14 protein-coding genes are annotated in these 22,886 nt (G+C 63.6%); 3 read left to right on the forward strand and 11 right to left on the reverse strand.

The window, feature by feature from the left end; genetic code table 11:
- Window positions 1–90: 90 nt before the first annotated feature.
- The 3 genes from LAJ19_RS21520 to LAJ19_RS21530 all read left to right on the forward strand — a co-directional run bounded on the left by LAJ19_RS21520 (window position 91) and on the right by LAJ19_RS21530 (window position 3,403).
- On the forward strand, window positions 91–2,121 hold the full coding sequence (locus tag LAJ19_RS21520; RefSeq protein WP_225524853.1) for a lipase family protein: 2,031 nt from the start codon (window positions 91–93) through the stop codon (window positions 2,119–2,121).
- Entirely contained in the window at window positions 2,118–2,585 is a 468-nt protein-coding gene (locus LAJ19_RS21525) for a hypothetical protein (protein WP_225524854.1), read from the forward strand. Before LAJ19_RS21520 ends, LAJ19_RS21525 begins: the two co-directional genes overlap by 4 nt.
- Before the next feature lie 107 nt (window positions 2,586–2,692).
- Window positions 2,693–3,403: an IS6 family transposase gene (locus LAJ19_RS21530; RefSeq protein WP_225524855.1), complete on the forward strand. Its 711-nt coding sequence runs from the start codon at window positions 2,693–2,695 to the stop codon at window positions 3,401–3,403.
- 58 nt (window positions 3,404–3,461) lie between these two features.
- Here the strand turns inward: LAJ19_RS21530 and LAJ19_RS21535 are convergent, their stop codons facing one another.
- The 11 genes from LAJ19_RS21535 to dpdE all read right to left on the reverse strand — a co-directional run bounded on the left by LAJ19_RS21535 (window position 3,462) and on the right by dpdE (window position 22,602).
- Window positions 3,462–3,662, reverse strand: coding sequence for a hypothetical protein (locus LAJ19_RS21535; protein ID WP_225524856.1), 201 nt, complete (start codon window positions 3,660–3,662; stop codon window positions 3,462–3,464).
- 96 nt (window positions 3,663–3,758) lie between these two features.
- Window positions 3,759–4,295 (reverse strand): hypothetical protein, encoded by a 537-nt coding sequence (locus tag LAJ19_RS21540; protein ID WP_225524857.1) that lies wholly within the window; start codon window positions 4,293–4,295, stop codon window positions 3,759–3,761.
- Window positions 4,292–6,352 carry a 3'-5' exonuclease gene (locus LAJ19_RS21545; RefSeq protein ID WP_225524858.1) on the reverse strand — a complete coding sequence of 687 codons (2,061 nt, stop codon included), beginning with the start codon at window positions 6,350–6,352 and terminating at the stop codon, window positions 4,292–4,294. The genes LAJ19_RS21540 and LAJ19_RS21545 overlap by 4 nt, the downstream gene beginning before the upstream one ends.
- On the reverse strand, window positions 6,352–7,149 hold the full coding sequence (locus tag LAJ19_RS21550; RefSeq protein WP_225524859.1) for a phospholipase D-like domain-containing protein: 798 nt from the start codon (window positions 7,147–7,149) through the stop codon (window positions 6,352–6,354). The genes LAJ19_RS21545 and LAJ19_RS21550 overlap by 1 nt, the downstream gene beginning before the upstream one ends.
- On the reverse strand, window positions 7,146–9,356 hold the full coding sequence (locus LAJ19_RS21555; RefSeq protein WP_225524860.1) for a hypothetical protein: 2,211 nt from the start codon (window positions 9,354–9,356) through the stop codon (window positions 7,146–7,148). Before LAJ19_RS21555 ends, LAJ19_RS21550 begins: the two co-directional genes overlap by 4 nt.
- 23 nt (window positions 9,357–9,379) lie before the next feature.
- Window positions 9,380–12,463 carry a DEAD/DEAH box helicase gene (locus tag LAJ19_RS21560; protein ID WP_225524861.1) on the reverse strand — a complete coding sequence of 1,028 codons (3,084 nt, stop codon included), beginning with the start codon at window positions 12,461–12,463 and terminating at the stop codon, window positions 9,380–9,382.
- Window positions 12,463–13,167 (reverse strand): hypothetical protein, encoded by a 705-nt coding sequence (locus tag LAJ19_RS21565; RefSeq protein ID WP_225524862.1) that lies wholly within the window; start codon window positions 13,165–13,167, stop codon window positions 12,463–12,465. Before LAJ19_RS21565 ends, LAJ19_RS21560 begins: the two co-directional genes overlap by 1 nt.
- A gap of 19 nt (window positions 13,168–13,186) precedes the next feature.
- Window positions 13,187–16,312 carry a protein DpdH gene (gene dpdH / locus LAJ19_RS21570; RefSeq protein WP_225524909.1) on the reverse strand — a complete coding sequence of 1,042 codons (3,126 nt, stop codon included), beginning with the start codon at window positions 16,310–16,312 and terminating at the stop codon, window positions 13,187–13,189.
- Window positions 16,309–17,070 (reverse strand): hypothetical protein, encoded by a 762-nt coding sequence (locus LAJ19_RS21575; RefSeq protein ID WP_225524863.1) that lies wholly within the window; start codon window positions 17,068–17,070, stop codon window positions 16,309–16,311. Before LAJ19_RS21575 ends, dpdH begins: the two co-directional genes overlap by 4 nt.
- Window positions 17,051–19,552 (reverse strand): protein DpdF, encoded by a 2,502-nt coding sequence (dpdF, locus tag LAJ19_RS21580; RefSeq protein ID WP_225524864.1) that lies wholly within the window; start codon window positions 19,550–19,552, stop codon window positions 17,051–17,053. Before dpdF ends, LAJ19_RS21575 begins: the two co-directional genes overlap by 20 nt.
- Entirely contained in the window at window positions 19,549–22,602 is a 3,054-nt protein-coding gene (dpdE, locus tag LAJ19_RS21585) for a protein DpdE (RefSeq protein WP_225524865.1), read from the reverse strand. The genes dpdF and dpdE overlap by 4 nt, the downstream gene beginning before the upstream one ends.
- Between the last annotated feature and the right edge of the window lie 284 nt (window positions 22,603–22,886).

Consider the following 22,886-nt stretch of genomic DNA (forward strand, 5'->3'; position numbering starts at 1 on the left):
GACCTGACCGCCTCTTCACGTGCTGTTCCGCTGGTCACTTTCGTCCCCGCCTGGGCCCGCGGGCCTGTACCGTACCGGGAAGGAGACGTCATGCCCGAAGCCCTCAGGTCACGCCCACCCTCCGCGGCCACCCCCACCAAAGCGTCCGCCGCGCCCGCCACGCCTGTCAAAGCGCCGGCGTCCACCTGGCCGCCCGTCGTGCTGGCCGAACTGCAACGCAACGCCCTCCAGATCCGCAACCGGTACGGGAAACCCGACCAGATCGCCGCGTACCTCCACGACTGGATCCGCCGGCACACCCAGGAACAGCTGATGGAAAAAACCGTCAAGGCGAACCTGGGTCCATTGGGGGACGTCATCCCCGACTGGGCAGAGGGCGTCAGCACCAGTGCCGCCAACGGCGTCCTCGGGGCGTCCGCCGCGCAGGACCTCACGACGGGCAGCACCCGGCATCTCACCCAGACCCGCCACGACGCCGACCGGGCCGGCCTGACGAACATCACTGGCGCGTACCAGGCGAGGAACGTCCTGAACGGCAGCGCGAACATGGCGCTCCTGAGAGGGCTCCTCTCGGCGATCACGCCGGGGGACCGACCTGGCGTCGCCGCGGCGTACGCCCGCCTGAACGGCGGGAAAACGCTCAGCGCGGCCCTCGGGGAACTCATCCGCGACCCGAACGCCCGCGCGCCCCTCATGGCCCTCCTCGCCCCCCCCATCAGCGAGGCGGTCCTCGCGCACGACGCTTTCCTCGAACAACTCGCCGTCGGGCTGGTGTACAGCAACCAGCCGGCCCGGGACATGAACGCCGACACGCTGGACGAGCGCCGGCACAGCAACCCGGCCGCGCTGCTCGCGCACTACGGCTTCAAGGCGGGCCCGCTCGTGTCCGGCCGCTGGGGCTTCCAGATGCGGGTCTTCACGCCCATTCCCGGGAAAGCGAAGTGGCCGCAGCCGATCGTGGCGTTCCGCGGGACTGAAGGCGTGCAGTTCGACGTCAAAGGCGACGCCGCCGCCAAGAAAGCCCAGGCCGCTGGCAAGACAGGGCCGGAGGTCGCCGCGGCGCGCCAGCTGGGCCGGGAGGGCACCGTGGACTCGGTCATCGGGGACGCCAGCCCCACGCAGATCGGGTGGCTGCAGGTGCAACCCAACCTGCAACTCATCGAGGCGAACCTCGCCCGCCTCAAGGGGAAAGCCGTGTCCACCGGGCACAGCCTCGGGGGCGGCATCGCCCAGCTGGTCACTGCGCTGAAGCCCCAGTTTTTTGCCTCAGTCGTGACGTTCCAGGCACCTGGCATCGACGCGAACGAAGTGAAGAGGCTCCGCCGGTACAACGCGGGCGCCGGGAAGAGCGCGCCCGTCACGGCCCGGCACTACCGGGTGGACGGGGACATCGTCCCCACCGCCGGGCAGCAGATGCTGGACGGGGACATCGCGTACTTCGACCGCACCAGCCGCCCAGCCGGCACCACCACGCCGTTCAGCACGAATGTCGCCGAGAACGTGACCGCCGGGCACGTCACGCCGATGCTCAGCACGTACATCCGTGGACTGAAACCCGTCCATCCGGACCTGCAGGTGATCGTCAACCAGGGGCTCCGGGACGAGGCCACGCTGCAGAGCGGAAAAGACAAACGGGACGTGCAGATGACGTTCTCCGGGGCGTACGCCACCGCGCAGGACCCCAGGATCAACACGGAAGCCAGCCGGAAAAAGTTGACCGGGAACGTCGATCTGATCCCCGGTCAGGACCCGTTCGAGGCGGTCGTGTACGCGAACATCGCGTACAACACGCTGCTGTCCCATGTGGAGAACGTCGCGGCCGACCAGCGCGTTAAGACCCTGGCGGAGTTCAGACAGCGGTGTGACGCGATCTTCCAGAGTGGACGCCCGCTTCCACTCGACCCGGACGACGTGAGTCTCGCGCGTATCCTGAACCTGGATCACTTTGAAAAGGATTACGACGCGCGGCCCATGGCGACGGGCGTCGGTCTGCCCGTCTACCCTATGAAGAGCATGCCCATCGTCACCTTCCTCAAAGACGGCGTGAAAATCCCCCCGGAAGTCCTCACGCAGGTCCGCGCCCGGCTCCCGGAGATCTGGCTCGCGTGGAGGGGCCAGTGAAACCCGCGCTGCTGCTGTGCGTCCTCCTGGTCGCCTGCCGCCCCCCCGAAGCTCACGTGCAACACACCAAGGGAAACATGGAAGTGACAGAACGCGTAGACCAGGAACTCGTCGCTTATTTCTCCGGCCCTGAATTCAGGGCGTTCGACGCGCAGCAGGTGTATGGGCCTGACATTCAGGGCACCCACACGTTGGGCTTCGTGTCCAGCCTCAGTCGGGAACAGGTCCGTGAGCGGGTCGCCGCGATCATCGAGCCGTACGTCGAAGATCAAGTGTGGGGCGACGATTACGGGCAACTTCACGGGTCGTTCGTGTTCAAGGGCGCTCCGGACCTCCGGTTCGGGGTTGGCATCGGCATCCTGTCGAACGACGGGGAGACCTTCAAGAATCATCCGGAACTGCTTAAGGGGTATCAGACGGACATCGTCTATACGCAGCCGTTTCGTTGGGAACCACAGCAGTAGATCAGAGCTGGTTCGACGTGCCGGGCTTGACGTGCATGCAGCCGCCCACTCCAGCCACCAGGTCCGATTAGGGTTCTGGCAACTTAATCTCGGTAGTCTGGTAGGCCGTGACTGACCGGAAGCCCTACCGCCACCGTTTTCCCCTGAGCGTGATCGGTTACGCTCTGCGGCTGTACCATCGTTTCCCCCTCAGCCAGCGTGACGTTCAAGAACTGCTTCACGAGCGTGGCATCGTGGTGAGTCACGAAACGCTGCAGCAATGGAACATCAAGTTCGCTCCCCTCCTGACTGAGGAGCTGCGCCACCGGGAACCCCGACGGGGTTCCCGGTGGTTTTTGGACGAGGTGTACGTCGAGGTCGGTGCACAGAAGCACTGGCTCTGGAGAGCCGTCGACGAGCATGGTGCCGTTCTCGACATCCTGCTTCAGCCCCACCGGGACACGGTGGCCGCCCGAACCTTCTTCACCCGACTGCTCGGTGAGTTTGAAGTCCCAGAGGCCATCCACACCGACAAGCTGTGGAGCTATGGTGCGGCCATGCGGGCACTTCCCGTGCTCCACGACGTGGAACACGTCCAGGTCGTGTCCACGGCCCGGTGCAACAATCTGGTCGAGCAATCGCATCGACCCACACGGCAACAGCAGCGAAGTCAACTGGGGTTCAAACGACGACAGAGAACGCAAGAATTCCTTGCCCTGCATGCCCGAGTCTCGAACCTTCACCGACACACCCGGACAACCGTTTCCGCCGATCTTCGACGACGAAATCAGACCGAGACACTCTGCCTCTGGCGAGAGGTGATGCAGCAGGTCGCTTGAGAATCAAGCGACCTGCTGAGCTTATTCGGCTCCGCCGAGGTTAAGTTGCCAGAACCCTCTAAGGTGTCTCGAGTTCCTGTTTGACCGACATGATGGCTTTAATCCAATCCTCCCAAGCAGCAGGGTCGAACGGCTTCCCCTCCCCATCGAATTGTAAGTCGCCCAGCAAGGCGCCCACATCGTCAGTATGGGTTCGCTCGTAGTACTTTTCGAGGTAGCGGAACATCGCCGCATACGCTTCTTCGACGGTGAGCATCATTCACCCATGCTATCGATACATCCTGTGCACGTCCCTTCCCGTTTTTGGGATGGCTTCTAGAACCCCAAGCAAGGAGCCGCTTGGGCAACCTCGGTTTCAGCTGGTGGGCACCAGTAGGCGGCGTACCCGGTCAAGAGCCTGGATGAAGGGGTCCTGGTCGCCTCGGTGCCGCAGCCAGTTCCCTGTGGGTCCCTCAGCGTGCTTCAGGGCCCTCAGGCAGTGGCTGCCGAGGTAGTAGATCAGGACGTCCTCCAGGTCACCCTGCTGGGCCGTGCTGGGGGTGGATTCCAACGGAAGCGCAGGCGACTGACTGACCGGCATTGGGCCGGGGTCTTGGAGCAGCGGGGGACGAAGCGCAATGACGGGTGGGGGGGCAGAGGCCATCTGCGTCTCGTACAGTTCTCCGAGGCGTTTCAGGGCCGTTTTCAGGTCAACTGGGGTGGTGTTTGTGGTGATCACCTGCCAGTCCTCCGCGGAACTCTCAGTGACTCCTGGCGCGTCGTGAAAGCGCAGGGCGAGTTTGGCTTCCGGGTACGCGAGGGGCAAGGTACCGAGCGACGGGTGGGGATGTCGGTACTCGGCTTCCGGCAGGGACGCCATCTGGACGCGGCTGGCGAGTTCTGCGGTGTTCATGCCTCACCTCGGACTTCCACGCCGCTCAGCTCCCGGATGAAAGGTGAGGCGTTCTGGCGTTCAACAAGCAGGTACAGTAGGTCGCCGCTGCGCGTCATGCCGACGTAAAACCGCATGCGTTCCCGTTCCATGAGGATGTCCTGTTCGTCTTTTTCCACGGTGCCGGGTGTGCCGAGTTCAGCGGCGCTGAGCCCGACCATGAACACCACCGGGAACTCCAGGCCCTTGGCCGTCTGGATGGTGAGGACTTTGACGCTTTCTTGCAGGACGTCGACGTCTTCCCGCTGGGGATGCCAATGATCGGCGGGGATGCCGCGCTGCCCGAGGGCGTGAGCGTACTCCTGCGCGAGGGCGTCAGAGGTTGTCACGATGGCGATGTCACGCAGCCGGAGTAGGTTCTCCTCGCGGAAGCGGGTGATCTCCTCGATCACGAACGCCCGGGTTTCGTGACTGGCGTCGAAGTGAGCCAGGACCGGCTTCGGCCCGGAACGCTGCACTGAGCTCATGTCGATCAGTTCGCCGTGATGCTTGAGGTGGGTGTTCCGCTCGGCGAGGGCGGCGGCAGTGGAGGCCACTTCCCGGGTGTTGCGGTAGTTCACTTTGAGAGTGAATGACCGTCCCCGCACGTCCAGGCCCACCTGACTCCAGGAAAACCCCCGGGAGTACAGACTCTGCGCGGCGTCACCGAGGACGAGCAGGGACTTCTGCGCGGCGTTCACGCCGCGCACGAGACGCTGCAACACACGCAGATCGAGGGGGGTGAGGTCCTGCGCCTCATCCACGATGAGGTCGTCCACCTGCTCGAGGTCCGGGTGTTCCAGCAGCAAGTGGTAGACCCTCGCGACGAGGTCCCCGCGGTCCATCTGCTGGGTGTCTTTGAGCCGGCGGTTGTACGCGGTAAAGACGTCCCAGACCACGGCGCGTGACAGGGGATTCAGGGCCTGCTTGCGGCCGTACCTAGGGGCCTGGCGGTAGGCGTCCATGTCCGTCAGGCCGAATCCTTTGATCACCCGCTCGAACTCGTCGTAAAAGAAAACAGGCGGGCGGGCGAGCACGGCCGAGGACCTGGAACGCTGGACTTCTTCGACGGCCTGGCGGATCAAGTCCAGACCCCCTTCACGGGTGATGAGGTTCACGGGCTGCCCCTGGCGGGTCATCAAGTCCACGAGCCAGTCGTGGTAGTTCTCCACCCGAACCGTCTCGGGGGCGTCTTTGGCCACGGCGTGAATCAGGGTTTCGGTGACGCGCTGCAGCACGGGGTTATACGTGATGAACAGCACGCCCCGTCCCGCCTCGGCGAGCTTCACGGCGCGGTGGATACCGACCGTGGTTTTTCCGCTGCCGGCCACCCCTTTCAGGAGGGTCGCGCCGCTCTGAATGCGGTCGACGAACACCTGTTGATCGGGGGCGAGTTGCAGCAGCAGGTCTTGCAACTGGCCCCGGCTGTAGGCCTCGAGTTGTTCGAGGGTGGCTTCCTTGAAGACGCCGAACGGGTCCTTGAGGGGCTCCCCGGGGTCCGTGGCCAGGGCGAGCAGCCAGTCGAGGGTCCGGCCGGGCAGGCCGGGCAGGGCGAGTGCGTCGTCCAGGGTGGGAGCCTCGCGGACGGTCCGCCCGAGGTGCTTCGGGACGCCCAGCAGGCGAAGTTGGTGCACGGTGAAGGACTGGAAGGGGTACGTGGCGTTGTCGGGTGGGTGACTCCACCGCTCTGGGGTCGTAAAGACGTCGCCTGGAGCGTCGTGTTCCTCGGCGGCGAAGGCGTCCCAGTCGAGCAGGTCGATTTCACCGAGGTCACGGGCGGTCATGCGGTCAAACGTGCGGTGCTGAACGGCGCGGTACAGGATCGGGAGGTGACCAGCGCCCCAGTCGAAGATCAGGCGCCAGTTGTTGGTGATGCGGCAGTACCACGCGTCCGTGAAGTGAAGTTTGCGCACCTGCAACCCGGGGGTGTCAGGATTGCTGAGCAGTTGCCGGACGGTGGTGAGGATTGCGTCGTGCATCGGCTGGGCGGAGGCGTGGCGAAGGTCGTCCAGGAAGCGTTGGGTGACATGCAGGGTCATCAGCGGTAGAGCCCCCCGAGGTACTCGAGCAAAGGACGGAAGGACGGGTCGTTGGCGACGTGCGGGTCGTTCGCGCAGGCGAAGAAGGTTTCGCTGTTCAAGGTGTGCCGGGCTTTGACCTGGGCGCGGTTCGCCAGGTCGTAGGCGTCCCGGGACCAGCTCTCCTCGCGGATGCGTTCGCATGCACCGAGCAGGGCGTCCATGCCGGCGTCGTCGAGCACCTCAGCGATCACCTCGGCATTGTAGGAAAGCCCGCCGTTGGTGAAGTTGGCGCTGCCGAACAGGGCGCCGCTGGGCAGCCACAGCACTTTCGCGTGCAGGGCGTCCCGGAACGCCACCTGTGCGCCGCGCTGCGCGAGTTGCTCAGCCATCATCAGGGTGTCGGCGTGGTTGATGAAGCTCCGGCGCGCCTCGCTCAGGTTCTCGTCGATGACGTTCAGCAGGGTTCGCTCCACGTCGAAATCAAGCTCCTGGGCGAGCAGCGCCGCCCGCTCCGTGTGGAGGGTCACGATGCGTTCGAGGAGCGGAATGGGCACGAGTTCATGCGGCGGCTTCACGACGACCTGCAGCAGGTGTTTCGAGCTGAGCAGACCCAGGATGTCCAGCAGGGTCACGGAGTGCCGGTGGGCACCAAACAGGCTGTGGTACGGGCCCAGGTCCGTGGCGTCGAATGCCACGTTCTTCAGCCAGGGGGTCACCAGCCAGATCGTCGACGGTTGATGATCGGCGGCCTCGAGCAGCATCCGGGCGATGAGCTGTTTGGTGCGGTTGGTGCGGTCCGTCACGTGGATCTTCATGCCTGATCCTCGCGGTACAGGATGGTGCGGATCTTCAGGTGTTCCGGGTCGAAGATCCGACCGTGCTGCTCAAAGCCGGCAGCCCGCAACCGTCGCATGACCGACGAGTCCAGGTGGCCGACATGCTCGTGAATGACGAACCCTCCATTGAGCGCGGCCTGCTCAAGCAACTCTTCGGCCTGCAGGTGGGTGCCGGTGACGGTGAAGTCGGCGGTGAGCAGTTCGTGGGCGCGCTTGAGCAGCGTGCGGGAGACGTTGTGCCGCATCACATCGATGTGCCCCAGGTCGCAGGAACTGGCCAGGCAGGCCGGGCAGGCGTCCACGCAGGTGCTGACTGAGAGGGCCTCCACCTGAGCCAGGAACCGGTCCGTGGCGTTGGCGCTCTCATCATCGTCATCGCCGACGTGCTGCGCGAATTGGCGCTCGTACACCGTGTACAGGCGGCTCAGTTCAGGGACACCCTCCCCGAGCTTGACCTGCTGCAGGGCGTACCCTGCGACCTCTGCGGGCAGGGGAAGCCGCCTGAAACGCTGGCAGAGGGAACGCTCGAGTTCGAGCAGTTCCAGCAGCAGTTCCAGCTGGTTGAATGTCTCACCGAGAACGTGCACTTCGGCGAGAAGTTGCGCGGCCAGACGTCCCGTCTGGGGGCTACTGAGTTCCAGCGTGAACTGCGTGGCGCGCTGCAAGACGTGCTGCAGCTGCGCGAGACCCTGCTGACGTTCGTGAGGGGGGCAGGACAGAATTCGCCGGACCTCCTGGATGACCTCGGCCCGTCCCTGGGCGTCCGGGCCGATCACGGCCTTGATCAGTTGTTCGTCCTCCGCCACGGGGCATTCCAGGGTGTAGCGCCACCATTCTTCCACCAAGCGGCCCGTCAGGGAGAGGCCCGGTTTTGCCGTGAGGAAGCGTGATGCCGACCGGGTGCTGCCGGCCCCGTCCTGGTTGCGTTCATAGATGTAGAACGCCGCCTCGTGCGCGTTGTGCCCGTGCGTGACGGAGAGTTGCGCGGAGGAGCCCACCAGGTGCGAGTCAGCGCTGCCGTGCATGGTGAACATGTTGCGTGCGGCATGCTTGAGGGAGTGCACCAGGGTGTCACTCACGTACTCCCTGACTTTTTGTGAATTCTGCACTCGGGCGAACAGCTTCTGAAGCCGGGTGAAGGCCACATCGTCCGCCAGGGTGAGGGCGGCCTGCTCGGTGAACTCGTCGTTCAGCATGCGGTGATCCGCCCAGTAGAGTTTCGCCCAGCCCAGCAACTGGGCCCACCCGGCCGGGTCGCGCAGGGCCGGGAGGAAGTCCCTGCCGGATTGGCCGTGCGCGCGGGATTCAGCCCGCATGGTGCAGAGCACGTCGGCCATGAGGCGCTGCGTGAAGGCGTTCAGTCCCCCCTCAACGTCGGCGGTCCAGGGCTCGCACTTGAGCAGGTAGCGCAGGAACTGGTCTTGCAGGTGTGCGCCGCGGGCCTCGTCGGCCAGCAGCCGCTGAGTGAGCGTTGCCGTGAGTCGGTCGAGCACCTCACGGTCGTACGGCACCCGCAGCCCCTCGGTGCGCATGTCATACCCGTACAGCAGGGGAAGACCGTCGTGCTCGCTGGCATACGTGACGGTGTTCATGCCGCGCTCGGCCTTGGTGTCCTGCGGGTTGACCTTGTGCATCACGATGGTGCTTTCCGCGCCGTACTGAATCTCCCAGATGTTCAGGCGGGACTGCAGCCCTTCGTGGCCGCCCCAGAAGTACTGCAGATGCGGGATCAGCCGCCCGAAGAGGGGCGGGAGCTTCACTTCGTGGCTTGGCGCGCCTTCCGGCCGCGCAGCCGAGAAACCCAGCGGGTAGCTGGTGGATTCCGGGGAGATGATCCGCCAGTCGTCCTGCGTGAGCTCCCGGTGTTTCTCCGTGTTCGGCGCCTCCCGCAGGAGCTTGAGGCGGACACTGCCGTCCGCGTTGCGCTTTCCGTAAGCCTGCGCGCCCTCCACAGGGTCGCGAACCTGGTTGACCTTCAAGCGGCCGAACGACCACAGTTCCAGGTACCTCAGGCGGTAAAAGCGGCTCGGCACCTGCCCGGCGTACAGCGCCCTGACCCGCTTCGGGGCGAAGCGCTCAAAGTCGCTGCCCAGTTGACGCGCGTCACCCAGGTCCGTGATGAGGTCCGGCCGGAAAGGCCCGTTCGGGCGCCCCGGGCGCGTCTTATACCGCTCCATGGCGATCACGTTCTGTTGCGTGCGCCCTCCGTTCACACGCAGTAGGGGGGACGCCAGTACAGGTCGTGCCGGCCGTACCGGCGGGTGACCCGTCCTGGGGCCAGTTCACTGAAGGTCAAGGCCACGTCTTCTTTCAGGAACTGCCAGGAGCTTTCAGGTCCGCGGCGCCCTGGGTGCATCACCTGCACCAGGGGAAGATTCACGCTGCTGAAGAGATTTTCCGGAAAGGCCGGACACAGGCGCATCAGGTCCGGCTTCTCCCCAGCCCGGGACGACACCTCCGGGTCCAGGAGGGTCTGCGTAAACCAGGACCACAGCGCTTCCCAGGTGGCGTACTCCGGCTGGGCCTGCAGGCTGTCCGCCACCACCCACTTGTACGCCTGGCTGATGAACTGCCCCCGCGAATCCAGGCGTTGCAGTTCGCCCTGGACCGCGTTCAGGTGAGCGTCCAGCGTCACGCCCTGGGGCACGCGCTGCCAACTGCGACCGGTGCGGGCCACCAGCTCGTCGAACAGCAAGGCTACTGCGTGAAACCGCTGCACGAAATCGTTCTCGGCATTTAAGGCCGGTTCGTAATCCGCTGGGTCCGTCAGGTAACTGGTGTTCTGGTAGTAGAACGCGTCGCGGTAGTTGTTCCTGGACAGGGTGACCGCTGTGATCGGCCGGTCATTCAAGTCCCGGCCGGCGCGGCCTTTTTTCTGGACGAACGAGGCCACGTTGCTCGGCGCGTGATGCTGAAGCACGAACTGGATGCTCGGGTCGTCGTACCCGACTTCCAGGCTGGTGGTGGCGAAGATGATGTCCCGGTTGAGGATGTCCGCACTCTGCCCTTCACCGCTGTAGACAGGCGTCTCGCCTGAACTCAGCGTACTGACGGGCCGGCCGGGTTCGCGGCGACCCTCGCTGTACTGGAAGGGATCGGCGGCATCGAAATACCAGTACTCCCCCTGCATGAACGCGAGTGAAGTGAACGTCGAGTTGCCCTGAGGCGCGGCGCTGCGCAGGGAGGACAGCCCCTTGAGGGACTCCGCGTCCCGGAACTCCACCGTGAGCTTCTTGAGTTTCGAAATGGAGTCCTGAAAGATCAATGACCGGAATTTGGCGGGGGTGCCCTCCGCTGCGGGGCGCCGGACCATGTTGTGGGAAATGGTCATGATCGTCTGAATCGCCGCGGACGCGTCACCGATGCGCTTACCTCTGGAGAAGGACTCCGGTCGGATGAACAGGTAGTAGTCCCGGCCCTGCGCTTCTCCGTAATCCTCGTCCTGTGGAGTCAGGGCCTGGATGCGGTGCTCGTCGACCCCGGTCAACTCATGCCAGAAGTGCTGGGGGCGGCCGATCGTTGCACTCATCCCGATGAGCAGGGGCGAACGCCACGGGTTCTGCACGGAGGCGTCATGCTGCGCGTACGCGTACATGGCGTTGTCGACCCGGCGTTTGAAGCGGCGCAAGAGGGCGGCAATCTGGGCGCCGTGCACACCGGAGTACAGGTGAATCTCGTCCATCACCAGGGCGCGTGGCGGGTGGAAAGCCGCCGCTTCGCGGTAATGACGGGACAGGCCAAAGATGTTGCGCGCCCGGTCGTCCATCAACCAGCGGTGCAGCATCTCCGTGGTGATCACCAGGATGTCCGGCGGGGACTGGAGGATGTCCTCCCGGGTGGGTTGGAAGGTCTGCAGTTCCCAGCCGCCCCCCGCGAACCCCCCGCCGGACGTCATCGCCCACTGCCCATTGGGCCGCGGCCGGGCCCGGACCACGGCCCCATCAGCGTCTGAGAAGTACGGCACCTCGAAGGAGCCGTTATCCGACGGACGCCACGTGCGCTTGTACCTATCTGTCTGCTCACCTTTGAGTTGCGCCTGGGTTTCCGGGGTGTTGCCGAACACGATGCCCACACTCAAGGGCTGAACCCCCAGCCCCTGAGCGCCCGGTTCCGTCATGGCGCGGTTGAGGTGCGCGACATACTCGCAGACGCGCTCCAGCTGGTTTTTCGCGAGGTTCTGCCGGGGGTAGACGAGCAGCGCCTTGACGCCCTTGTGTCCCTCCCGAACCTGCTCCTCGAGCATGCCCAGGAGCAGGGGGAGCAGGGCGGCCTCGGTTTTCCCGCTGCCGGTGTTGCCGGTCACCACGAACGTGCCGCCTGCCCGGCTGAGATAGGCGCTTCCCAAGGCCTGCAGGGCGCGCTCCTGGACGTTCGTCAGGGCCACGTCCTCCGGGGCACGACCCAATGCCTTAGAAAATCCGCTGGTCAGGAGCTTGGCCGCCGCATTCACAGTCCGGCTGCGCTGACCGTCACGGATGGTGTTCAGCGCGCCGGTGAAGCTGCGCTCACGCAGCAGGCGCCGCCGGTCCTGGAAGCGCACCTGAAGACTCTGAATAAGGAAGGGGGCGCTGTCCTCGTCACCGGCCTTGAACCGCTGTTTGACGTTCTTGAGGAGACGCACGATCTCGCTGATCCGGGACCGGTAGCGGCCCGGGAGCGGTTCAATCACCTGGCGCTTTTCAATGAGTTTCTTCAACAACCCGGGAACCGCGGCGTCCCCGAGGTGCTGCTTCACGCCGGCTTCCGCCGCAATCTCTTCAACAGTCACGAACGTCTCGTACAGCCCGAAGTTGATCCGCGGTGCTTCCAGGTTCTCCAGACCGTTGAGGACGATGGTTTCGTCCTTCGTCAGGGGCTGGTTGGCCGCGCCGTCGAGACTGACCGGCTCAGTGGTCGCCGTGATCCGTACCGGGTTGTACACCCGCAGGTCCGGGGCCGGCCCCTCACCCGGACGCAGTTGTCCATCAACCTCATGGAGCTTCTTCTCCTCATGAAGGCGTTGCAGGAGGGCGTGCAGGTCCGCCTGCGGGTACCCTGCTTTCTGCAGGTGCTGACGGGCAACCGGCAACTGGACGAGCAGTGCCCCAGCGCTTAGGCGGAACCGGACACACTCGCTGTTGCGCCCCTGGGCGGGCTTCACGAACACTTCGAATGTTGGATCATTCTCCAGTTCCTGACGCAACGCCGACGGATGCAGGTAAACGCTGCGCGCCGCGATACTCAGGAAAGGGCTGCCATACGCATTGGTCTTCACCACTTCGGCCAGGGCCTGACGCTGCTGGGCCGTCAGCATCAGGCCCTCCGCATGGTGATCGCAAAGGCGTGCGTCACCTGATGGGCCCGCAACCACTCCATCACACCCGGCGTCAACGTCGACAGGGTGGCGCCGCCCGTCGTGCAGTCTTTCAGGAACGTCACCACCTCATCAGGCACGGCCGCCGCCTGCAACTCCTGCTGCGTGCTCCTGATCGCGACCTCCGCGCCCCTCAGTTCATTCAGGTCCGAGGACGTCACCGGGTACCGGTCCCGCAGCTTCCGGAGACTCTGCGTGACCTCCTTGATCCTCTTGACGGTCTTCGTCTGAGCGGGCTGCGTCGCCAGGACGTCCAGCACCACCTCCGGCAGAGAGGGAGTCATCGCGTCCACATGGGCGCGCCACTGCTCCCGCAGGGCGTCCCTGGCCGCCTGCTCCACCTGGTCAATCAACCGCAACGTATGCGGCAACTCGTTCGAAAGGAGGGCTGCAGGACTCTCCTGGAACTGACCGTGCAGTGTTTCGATCATCTCCAATTGCTTCCTCGCTGAAGCGCGCAACTTCTTGTCTTCGGGGAACTCGAACTGCTGCGTATTGGCCACGGTAGCGCTGAGATGCTGCACCGCCTGCCGTCTCGCCCGCACATCAGTGGCACGGGAGGAGAGATGATCGTGCAGGTTCTTATGCTGTTGAACGCGCTTCAGTTTTTCCGTTCCTTGGCCAAGTTGCCCAGCCAGGGTCACCAGTGTTCCTGTCATGCCGTTACGCCCTTCCCTGGCTGAGGGTCGCCAGGTCCTGCTTCAGGTGCTCGAAGTCGTCATTGATCTGCCGGATCACTGAAGTGGTCTCACTCAGTGCCTCGGCCTTCCTGATCTCCATCTCTGTTTTCTGCAGCGAACTCTTCAGCACTTTTTCCAGCTGCGTGATGGTCCTCAGCACGTCCTGAACAGCCTTCCAGTTCAGTTGGGAGGTGACGCGCAGGACTTTGAGGTCGTCGCTTTCCTGAATCACGGAGCTGAGTTGCGCGGCAAGCTCGGCCAGATCAGTGTTGAGCAAGCGCTCTACGGATTGATTGAGGCGGTCCTGCTCGAAGCGCCCCTCGACCTGAAGCGTGCCAGCTGCAGACGCCTCAGACATGGCATCGGCAATTCTCGCAATCTGAATTGCACTCAAATCATCACCAAAGGCACTGCATATCGCATCGCGCGCCTCTCCTGCCTGGCGGCGGAGAATGGCAGCGTTCGTCTGAGCGGAGCGCTTGAAGTTGAGCAGTGCCTTTGCCAATCCATGCGCATCCCAAGGGTGTTCAGAGACCAGCTGACGCAGGTTCAGGTTTTTGACAACTTCAACCACCAGAGGTCGGAGGCGTGAGGTGTCCAGAAGAAGTGGTCCTCCATCTTGTCCTTTTCGCACCGAGGCAAGTCCGACGATTGTGTTCTGGGCATCTCCATACGCCTTGCAGAGCAGGTCACGAGACACCGCGTAAGGCTCAAGAGCTTCACTAGATGTCTTCGACCAGGGACGCAAAAGGTTCTTCAGCGCTGTATTCGGATCCGACCCCATCAGCGCGCCGTCTATCTCCTGACTTGTGAGAACGACCTGTACCGCTGCATGGAGGGGACCGTCAATCCCCATCAGGTGTTGGGACACCTGTATGTGGACCGCATGACTCCATTTCTTTAGATGGTCACGCACCTGCCAGTACACATCGGGCGTTTCCTTAGGCCACTGCCCCGTCTTTCCAAAGGAGTACAGGGCTTCTAAAACAAGGGCAGTACTGAGCCTTGTTGTACCCGGAACCGGGAGGTTCAAGCGCAACGACTCGGCTTTCCCCGTGAACGCGTTCATCTGTTCATCGAAAGAGATGTTCTCTGGACCCCATACGCCCAGGCCTTTAATCGAGGATTCTTGAATATTGAGTCCGGTCCAATTTAATTCATCATTGACAGCCTGATAGACGAGGCCCTTGAGGTCACCCATTACCCCTTGCGTCAGGACCTTTTCCTTTTCACGAACCCAGTTCCTTAGGGCTTGAACCAGTGCGGGAACGGGTGCAGGAGGAGGCGGGGTTGGCCGAACAGGATCGGGAGGAGGCGGGGTTGGCCGAACAGGATCGGGAGGAGGCGGGGTTGGCCGAACAGGATCGGGAAGAGGCGGGGTTGGCCGAACAGGATCGGGAAGAGGCGGGGTTGGCCGAACAGGATCGGGAGGAGGTGGCGGCGTGACTTTCACGACAGTTTCGGGAGGAAAGTAGTCGTCAAGTCCGAAAGCAATAGGAAGGGTGTGGAGAACGCGTAGGTCATCCGCCGTTGCCCAAACGCTCAACACAGCCTCAACCTGGGGATAGCTGCTGCCAAGCTGGCGGATTTTCCCAAGGATGTGCGGCGAGAGGGCCTCCTGTGGTTTGGCGTAGCGGTGGTCGAAAACAGCGGTCGGAAATTCAGCGTCAGGGAGGGAACGCTGTGCTTCTTCCAGTGTCGTCCTGAGCCCCCGAAGCAGAAAACGTGGGTTAAATAAATTCCCAGGCATCTCTACTTCCGCCACCTTGTCGAGCGCCGTGGCATTCAAGGGGTACAGCCCCACCTCACCTTCAACCTGCGGGATCGCGATGCTGCCGAAGGTCTGATGGCACACCGTTTGGAAGGGGCAGGTGCGGCACCTGGATTCCTGCTGTTCCGAACGCCTCAGTTGCCCGATACCCTTTTCAAGGGCGGCGGCCCCCCAGCGAGACGCGTTCAGGTATGCGGCGGTCATGGGTCTGAGTGGGCTCTCCTGCTGCGCGTCTCCCTCGTCGAGGCTGACCACCGTCGTCATCCGGGTGTGGACCGTGTCCATGTTGTTGAAGTAGCCGCGCGTCACTGCCAGCGCCACCCGCATCAGACAGAGATCCTGGGTGTCATCATCGATGAAGGCCTCGAGCAACTGAGCCTGGATTCCCTGCAGCAGCGCAAAGTCCTCGATCAGGAGCACTAGTTCCTGACGCCCCGCCAGCGCTTTGCGCACGTCGCGCATTAGAAGAAGCAGGTCGTCTCCACCCAGCTGGTAAATCCGCTGGAGCGCTGGAGCAAGGAAGTGATTTAAAACTGCAATGGTCTTTTCCTGCAAGGCCTTGTTGTTGGACACGACCATGTAGAACTTCTTGACCTTTTCACTGGCCGCCGCCGCATTACGAATACTGAAGGGAATATCGTGAACGCGGATCCTGAACGCTTCTGCTTTGTCTTCCGTGCGCCCTGAGAGTGCTTCGGTAACGAACCGGTCGATCACGCTCTGCTCTGAGTCGAGTTGCTTGCGGACGGCTTCTTCCAGAAGGAAGGCTGGAAGTTGTTGCTGCAAGTACTTCAGTTCACTGGTGCCGAGGGCGACCCCGCTCTCTGTCGTGATCTGTTCATGACCACTTAGGTCCTCAATGAGTTTCACGAGATTGGTGAGTAGTGACCAACGGGCATCCTCGCGAGTCAAGCCGCTGGCTGCATTTTTCAGCCGTGTGCGGAAGTCCTCGAAACGCTCTCCTTCGAGCCCCTCGAGAATGAGATTCAGGACGCTGCGGAGGTTCGTTTCGTGCTTAGGGATGCTGATGACGCGGCGGGTTGGCGTGGACTTGATCTGACTGGCCAGCCACCGGATCAGGTGGGATTTACCGGTGCCGGACGCACCGATGATCGGCATGAAGACTTTTGTCGCCCGATCGTCCAGGAACTCACGGAGAAGTTCCCCTTCTGTCATCAGGGTCCAATCCGGGTTCAGGTAGGACGTGGAGCGCCACATCAGGGGCGCCTGGTGGGTAGCCAGGAACACAGCCTCGCTGGGTCGACTGGCGACGTCCACCAGGACGTTACTGACGGCGTCTTCCTTCCAGCAGACGTACCGGGCGAATGGGGGGGTCATGCTCGCTCCAAGGTCAGGTGAGAGAAGTACTCTGGCGCGCCGGGGAGGGACAGTTCGAATGTCTCGGCATCTGACAGCTTTTCAAGCCCAATGACGCCCTGGCGCTCTAGGGCCTTGATCGCCAGGGACAAACTTTCCGGAAGGCGACGGTCATTCACATGGAAAGGCAACCGTTCGCAGAGCAGATCCATGAGGACGGTGCCCTTGATGAGCTGATCGTTCAGACGTACACCGGCCAGGACGTCCTCAACAGCCTGAGTCGGATCTGGAATCAGGTAGCCCTGACGCCTGACACCCAGACCCAGGAATCTCACCCACCGAGCGAAATTTCCCCATTGCGTCGAGTTCGTAATGTGCGTGTACTTTCCTGTCTTTTGAATTCTGTCCCAGTTTTTTTCTTGAACTTCCCAGGGATTCGCTTCCAGGAACCGCTCAGCCATTTCATGAAACTCATCGTTTGTCTCGAGAACTCTGGACCGGAGATAGGGTCGCGCTTTGTCGCTTGGTACAGCCAGTTTCAGGACACCATCAATCTCTTCAAGCATGCCCAGACTGACCGCTGCTTTCAAACAGGGCCGGAAGACTGGCGTCGTCTCAGGAAGAAGTCCGACCATCACTTCTTTCAACTGATCTGGAGTGACTTGATGGTCAGCGCAGTACAGGCATAACCCCAGGATGCCATTGGGAAGGGTTTCGGAACTGTCGATCAGGTCCGGTCCTGAGCGTTGGGGGTCTTTTTCAGTGGGTGTTCGTGTCATGGCGGTGGTGCCCCTTCCAATAATGAATGCGGACGTGTGGATGCCCTCGGAGTGAGTCACCTGAATCAAAGTGGTTCTGTCCAGGGCGAGCGATCAAAAGCGTGAGTGGCGAGGTGAGCCAGTCGTCGGGGAGGCTGGTCCAGCTTGGATCGGCAATCAGAATGCGGGGGAGTGGGGGTGCGAAGACGAGGTACGGCTCTTCTTCCAGAAGTAGCGGTTCATTCATGTGCTCCTGGAGGGCAAGCGCTTCCTCCGGAGGCAGTTGGACGGAAGGGTCAACGATGACGACGGCGCCGCCCTGTACGGCTCTTCGCAGAACAGCGGTCAGGTCTTGAGAAGCCTCGATGGTGACGACCGTCAGGTGGTCTGCGGCGAACCAGGGGCTCGTCCCTGTTTCCACCTGGCGCCAGTGGTCGACAAGCGGCATGGGATCAAGCCCGGGATCCACGCTCATCCCCTCAGCTCGGCAGACGGGACATCCTCCGCAGGCGTGTTGAGGCTGAATGCTGAGGTGGGTGTCCACCTGGTACTCGTTGACGAGCAGATCGCCTGCTTCCCGCTCTCCGCCGAGGAGCTGCTCCAGGGCGTGGAGACTGTTGATTGAGGCGGCCATTTCCCTATGGCGGACCGGCTCAACGTGCGCTTCCCAAGTATGCCGGTCCAGGTGGGCGGGGTGGAGAATCTCCGCCCGTTGGGTCCACTGGTACTCCTCGAGTCGGTCCTGGGCAGGGGCGTCATCCAGGCTCGGGTCGAGGGCAGGGAAGGGCGGGTGATGCAGGCGGATCAGTCCGGCACGGGCCATTAGGTTGAGGGTGTACCGGTTCCACCCGCGGCTGGTTTTGCCGCTGTAGATGATGTGAGGTGGGTTGACGCGCAGGTCGATATCGAAGGTGTTCATGTTGACCTGGCGGAGCTTGCGGTGAAACATCTCCTGCCACCGGGCGAGACCGACGTCGATCGTGACGAGGGTAGGCACGGCCATTCCGCGCGCCACTTCCCAATCGGCGGTCGTGCTGAGGGTGAGGGCGAGTGCGGCCCGCCCGTCGCGCCCGCCGCGGCCCACTTCCTGGTAGTACCGGTCGGCGTTCTCAGGGATGCAGGCGTGCAGGACCGTGCGGACGTGCGCCTGATCGATGCCCACCCCGAAGGCGGACGTGCCGACCACGACGTCGAGCTTGCCTTGACGCCAGTCGGACACGACCCGCTGCCGCTCTCTGGTGCTACTCTCCCCGGTCAGCAGGCCGATCCGGCGGTACCCCTGGGCTTTGAGGCGTTTGTGGTGAGCGGCGGCGTCGGCGACCATGGTGGTGTAGACGATCATGGGGCGGGGCAGGTGCCGGATGGCGTCGTCAAGGGCCTCCTGGCGCTGAGCATTCGAGGGGTACGAGGCGGCCCAGTACTCGGGTTCCGCACGCAGTTTGACGCCCGCCACCAGCTGGAAGTGCCCGGGCTCGCTGAACAGTTGCTCCAGGGTGCCGAGGTCCCCTGCGGTGATGGTGGCGGACAGCAGTAGGGTGGTGAAGGAGCTTCCCGGCGGGCAGGACTGCAGCAGGGAGCGGCGCAGGCCAGCCAGCAGCTGAAATTCAGGCCGGAAGTCACGGCCCCACTGCACGGCCAGGTGCGCTTCATCGAGGGTGAACAGGGCGAGTTGCCCTTGCTCGGCCGCTTTGAGAAGGCTGGCACTGAGGGAGCTCACCAGGCTTTCGGGTGAGGTGATCACGACGCCCTGCTGGCCCTGCTGAATCCGCTGACGCAGGGCCAGCCGTTGTCCCTGACTGAGGCCACCGTGGTAGGTCAGCTGCCCGGGCAGCTGCACCCCGGCTTGCTGGGCCAGTTCGAGGAGGGCGTGCTCCTGATCCATGGCGAGCGCCACAGTGGGAACGATCAGGACGCTGAGTTTCCTCTCCTGGGCGTACTCCAGCGCCGGCACGTGGGCAACTGCGCTTTTCCCGCTGCCGGTGGGAAGGACGGCGGCGACCGTGGTGCGGGGAGGGGCGTACCAGACCGCGCGGACGGCCTGGCGCTGGCCAGGGCTGCTGTAGGCCCCGAATCCGGTCATGCGCCGGAAGCGGGGATCGGCGGGCACAGGGTGTTGATGGCGTCTCTTTTCTTCCGCAAGTGCGGCCCGTGAGGGGTCCAGGCCCGAGGCGAAGGCCGGCTGCCAGGGCTGCGCCTCAATCTGGAAGTACTTGGGGTTGGCACTGAGCACCCGGACACTGCAGGACGCCCACTGTTCCCCCGTCGGCCAGAAGCTCTCCCTTGGAATGAGGACATTGACCTCGTACCCGCGCCACTCACTTTCCCGGCGCAGCACCTGCCGGGTCAGGACCGCCACGTCGAGGTTCCCCGGGCCGTACAGGTCCGTACGTTCGTTGGCCCGCATCACCGCGTCCTTCCACCGCCGCAGCAGGGGGTCGTGAAACTCCGTGTTGCGCCAGGCGGCGGACTGCAGGGCCTGCTCCCAGCGAAAGAATTCGTTCATTGGAAGGGGTTCCTATGGGAAAGCACCCTCACGCCGACCGCGTCGAGGTGGTAGAGGGGGGCGGAGATGCCGGTGAGTAGGGCCTCGTGCAGGGTCCGTTCCCGCTTCAGGTCGGTACTGGACACGTCGGGGCGGTGGGCGTCATGCCGCAGGGTCCATTGACGGTACTGCCTTTCCAGGGATGTCTGCGCGCCCTGCAAGGAAGTGCTCAGGTGCTCTTGCAGCGCCTGGTCTTTCTTGAGTTGGGTGGTCGCCACCTGCAAGACCAGGTCGCAGGCCTGCTCCCAGTCCCGCTGGGGCAGCAGGGCCTCGAGGGCGTGCACCCGCTCGGAGGAGAGGTTGTAGTCGGTCTGGTCATAGGACTTCTGAAGGAGGCGGAGGGCTTCAGGGGGAACAGGCCGCCCGTGATGGTCGACGTAAATCGTGAAGGTCCGCGGGCCCAGCAGGCCGGAGAGGCGGCGGGTAACCGCGTCGGGATTGAGCCGGTAGTGCCGCGCGGCCCTGAGCGCGGCTCCGGGGTCCGGCTTGACGATGAAATGCAGCCCGAAGGCGATCAGGTCCTCCTGGTTCCAGGTCGGCTCGACGCGCCAGAAGGCGTAGCTGCGCCCTCGGTCGTCCTCGTTGAGGTATTCGGCGATGGCGTTGACGAACGGGTCTCCAAGGCGCAGGAGGTGGCCTTCGCACCCCTGGGCGACTTTCCGACTGAAGGTGCCGTGGCGCCCGAGGACGGGTTTGAACTGCTCACGGATCCGTTCCCAGTTCACGAGCGTCTGACGGTCATCGAATTGCAGTTGGAACGTGTCCCCTGAGTACTTCGGGTTGAATTTCAGGGCGCTGATCACCCAGCGGCAGAACAGGCCACTGAAGTCGACTGCTTCGCTTTCGTACAGGTCGTCCATGACCCGGCTGAGGTCCTGATCCTGCTCCTCATCGATGGTATCGAGCAGTTCCGCTTCCTCCACCCGGATGCGTTCCGCTTCCAGTCTGGCGCCAAGTTGGGAAGTCAGTTCCTTGAGGGCGTAGTCCCCGTTCAAGAAGGCCGTCATCACTTCAGCGCGCAGGGTGTCCATCAGGTCCAGCAAGGAGGCGACGGACCGGTCGAAGACGCCCACTTCGTTCTGGAAGGCCACGTACTGGCGCATGGCGGGCAGCCATGATGAGCGCGTCACCACCCTAGACGTGACGGGTTTGCCGCGGCTGTAGCGGTCCAGGCGGCCCAGGCGCTGCTCGAGCCGGTTGGCGTTGACCGGGAGGTCGAGGTGCACGAGCAGGTCCGCGCACTGAAGGTTCAGGCCCTCCTCGCCGGCCCGGTCAGCGATGAGAACCTGGCAGGCGCGTGAGGTGGCGAAGCGCTGCACTTCCTGGTCACCTTTCATGCTGGAGGTCACGCGCTCCGCGCCGAGCTGCTGGGCCAGCTGGTTGGCGATACCCACGGCCTGAACGTCACTGCCACTGAAGATCACGATCTTCCCGGTGAATTGCCGGACGGTCCGTTCCAGGAGTGACATCAGCCCTGGGTCCGACGCGGGCAGGGCGTGCTCGATGGCGTTCAGCCCGCTGAGGAGAGACGGAGAACGGCGGATCTGAGGATGAACCTGCAGGCGGGTGACAGCCTGTCGCCAGGCGGCGGGGCCGGCCATGGCCCCTTCAAGCAGCGTTTCCATCACGTCCAGAGGCCACGCACCACCTGACGACTCTGCGCAGGTGGCAAGGGTCTCCCGCCATTGGTCCAGCAGCGCCCACGCGGCGTTCATTTCCGGGTCGTGCACTTCCAGGGCCGGACCGTTCTGCCGTCCACGGACGAGGTGCTGCGCGTGGGTGTCGCGGCGGTGACGGATCATCCGCCGGTGCAGCCGGTACGTTTCACTCACGTGCATGCGCAGTGGCGCGAGGATGGAACGCCGCTGCGACTCCGTTTCATCCACAGGTAAAGCGTTCCAGGCCTGGACGAGGTGCTGCACCTGGGTATCCCCTGGGAACAGGTCCCCGACCGCCTGAACGGACCCATCCGCGAGCGCCTTGGGCAGGCTGGCGTCCAGAACGTAGAACAGGCTGCCGATCTGTTCCCGCTCGCGGAGGCGGAGCTTGAACGCTTCCTCGTCCTGCAATGCGTACACTTGAGGTTCGAGCAGGTGCAGCATGCCGAGGAACGCCCGCTGGTCGGATGCAGCCGGGGTGGCGGAAAGCAGCAGCAGACCACCGGCCTGCGCCGTCCACCGCGCGAGGTGCTCGTACTCGGGGCGCCGACTCGTGAAGGCGAGCGCCGCCACGTGATGGGCCTCGTCAATCACGATGAAGTCTGACGGGGGGAGCTTGTGCGTGCCGTGCGGGAGGATGGTCACCGCATCGCCGAAATCGTCGATGTAGAAGCGGGAGCGCAGTTCTTCCGTCCACTGCTTGACCAGGTGAGGCGGAACCAGGCAGGTCACGCGGGTGCCTGGACGGTCGAGCAGCACCTGCCGCATGATCAGGCCGCTTTCAATGGTCTTGCCCAGGCCGACCTCGTCGGCGAGCAGGTACCGGGGCACGGAATCCTGCAAGACGCGCCTGACGGTGTTGACCTGGTGGTCGCGCAGATCGACGGCTGACGAGAGCAGGCTGGTGAGGCCCCGGCAAGCACTCCATTGCTGCTGGAACGCTTCTACGAGCGGCCAGCGGCGTTCGAAGAAGTACGGGGTTTCATGGCCGTGCAGTTTCAGCACGTCCATGGGGTTGGCGTCGCCCCTGGCACGCAGGTAGACGTCCTTTTCCGGGACCTGCCGCTCAACGTTGTTGGGGAAGCGAACGTCGAAGCCTTCGCGGGGTTCCGTGCGGAGGTAAATGATTCTTCCCATGCGCCAGGTGTTGCCGCTTTCCTTGACGTACACCCGGTTTTGCGGCCAGGGGTTGACGCGCTTGACTTCGCTGACCGGGACGGTCACCTCGCGCCACTGGGCGATGGAGTCCATATACAGGAGGCGCGCTTCATCGCGGTACAGGGTCTGGAGCTTGGCCGGGCCGAGCTCTGGGGCGGCGGTATGAATGACCAGTTGACCTTCAATCAGTGACACGGGGGGCCTCTGTGGGTGCGCTGGTCACGGGGCGGGGCGTCTGCTCATCCGGACGTGCACACCGAATTCGTGTAGACAAGGCCATGCTGGCCAGCCACCCTTTCAGAGGCACAGAAGTGAGGTCCGGGGCTTTCAGCTCAGGCGCAGGGACTGGCTCGGCGCGAAATGCTGCTGGGGGCCGCAACCGCTGGGTGAACCGGTTACGTCGGCGAAAAGTCGCCCGGGAAGAGTGATACTCCTTGCTCACGTTGTTGCGGTTGACACCCATAACTTCCTCACTTCAT

Origin of the sequence: Deinococcus taeanensis, from assembly GCF_020229735.1 — a bacterium.
Classification (GTDB): Bacteria; Deinococcota; Deinococci; order Deinococcales; family Deinococcaceae; genus Deinococcus; species Deinococcus taeanensis.

Excerpts from the sequence above, each read along its gene's own strand:
- LAJ19_RS21520 (WP_225524853.1), top strand. The coding sequence starts at position 91 with ATGCCCGAAGCCCTCAGGTCACGCCCACCCTCCGCGGCCACCCCCACC.
- LAJ19_RS21535 (WP_225524856.1), bottom strand. The coding sequence starts at position 3,662 with ATGATGCTCACCGTCGAAGAAGCGTATGCGGCGATGTTCCGCTACCTC.
- LAJ19_RS21540 (WP_225524857.1), bottom strand. The coding sequence starts at position 4,295 with ATGAACACCGCAGAACTCGCCAGCCGCGTCCAGATGGCGTCCCTGCCG.
- LAJ19_RS21545 (WP_225524858.1), bottom strand. The coding sequence starts at position 6,352 with ATGACCCTGCATGTCACCCAACGCTTCCTGGACGACCTTCGCCACGCC.
- LAJ19_RS21550 (WP_225524859.1), bottom strand. The coding sequence starts at position 7,149 with ATGAAGATCCACGTGACGGACCGCACCAACCGCACCAAACAGCTCATC.
- LAJ19_RS21560 (WP_225524861.1), bottom strand. The coding sequence starts at position 12,463 with ATGCTGACGGCCCAGCAGCGTCAGGCCCTGGCCGAAGTGGTGAAGACC.
- dpdH (WP_225524909.1), bottom strand. The coding sequence starts at position 16,312 with ATGACCCCCCCATTCGCCCGGTACGTCTGCTGGAAGGAAGACGCCGTC.
- LAJ19_RS21575 (WP_225524863.1), bottom strand. The coding sequence starts at position 17,070 with ATGACACGAACACCCACTGAAAAAGACCCCCAACGCTCAGGACCGGAC.
- dpdF (WP_225524864.1), bottom strand. The coding sequence starts at position 19,552 with ATGAACGAATTCTTTCGCTGGGAGCAGGCCCTGCAGTCCGCCGCCTGG.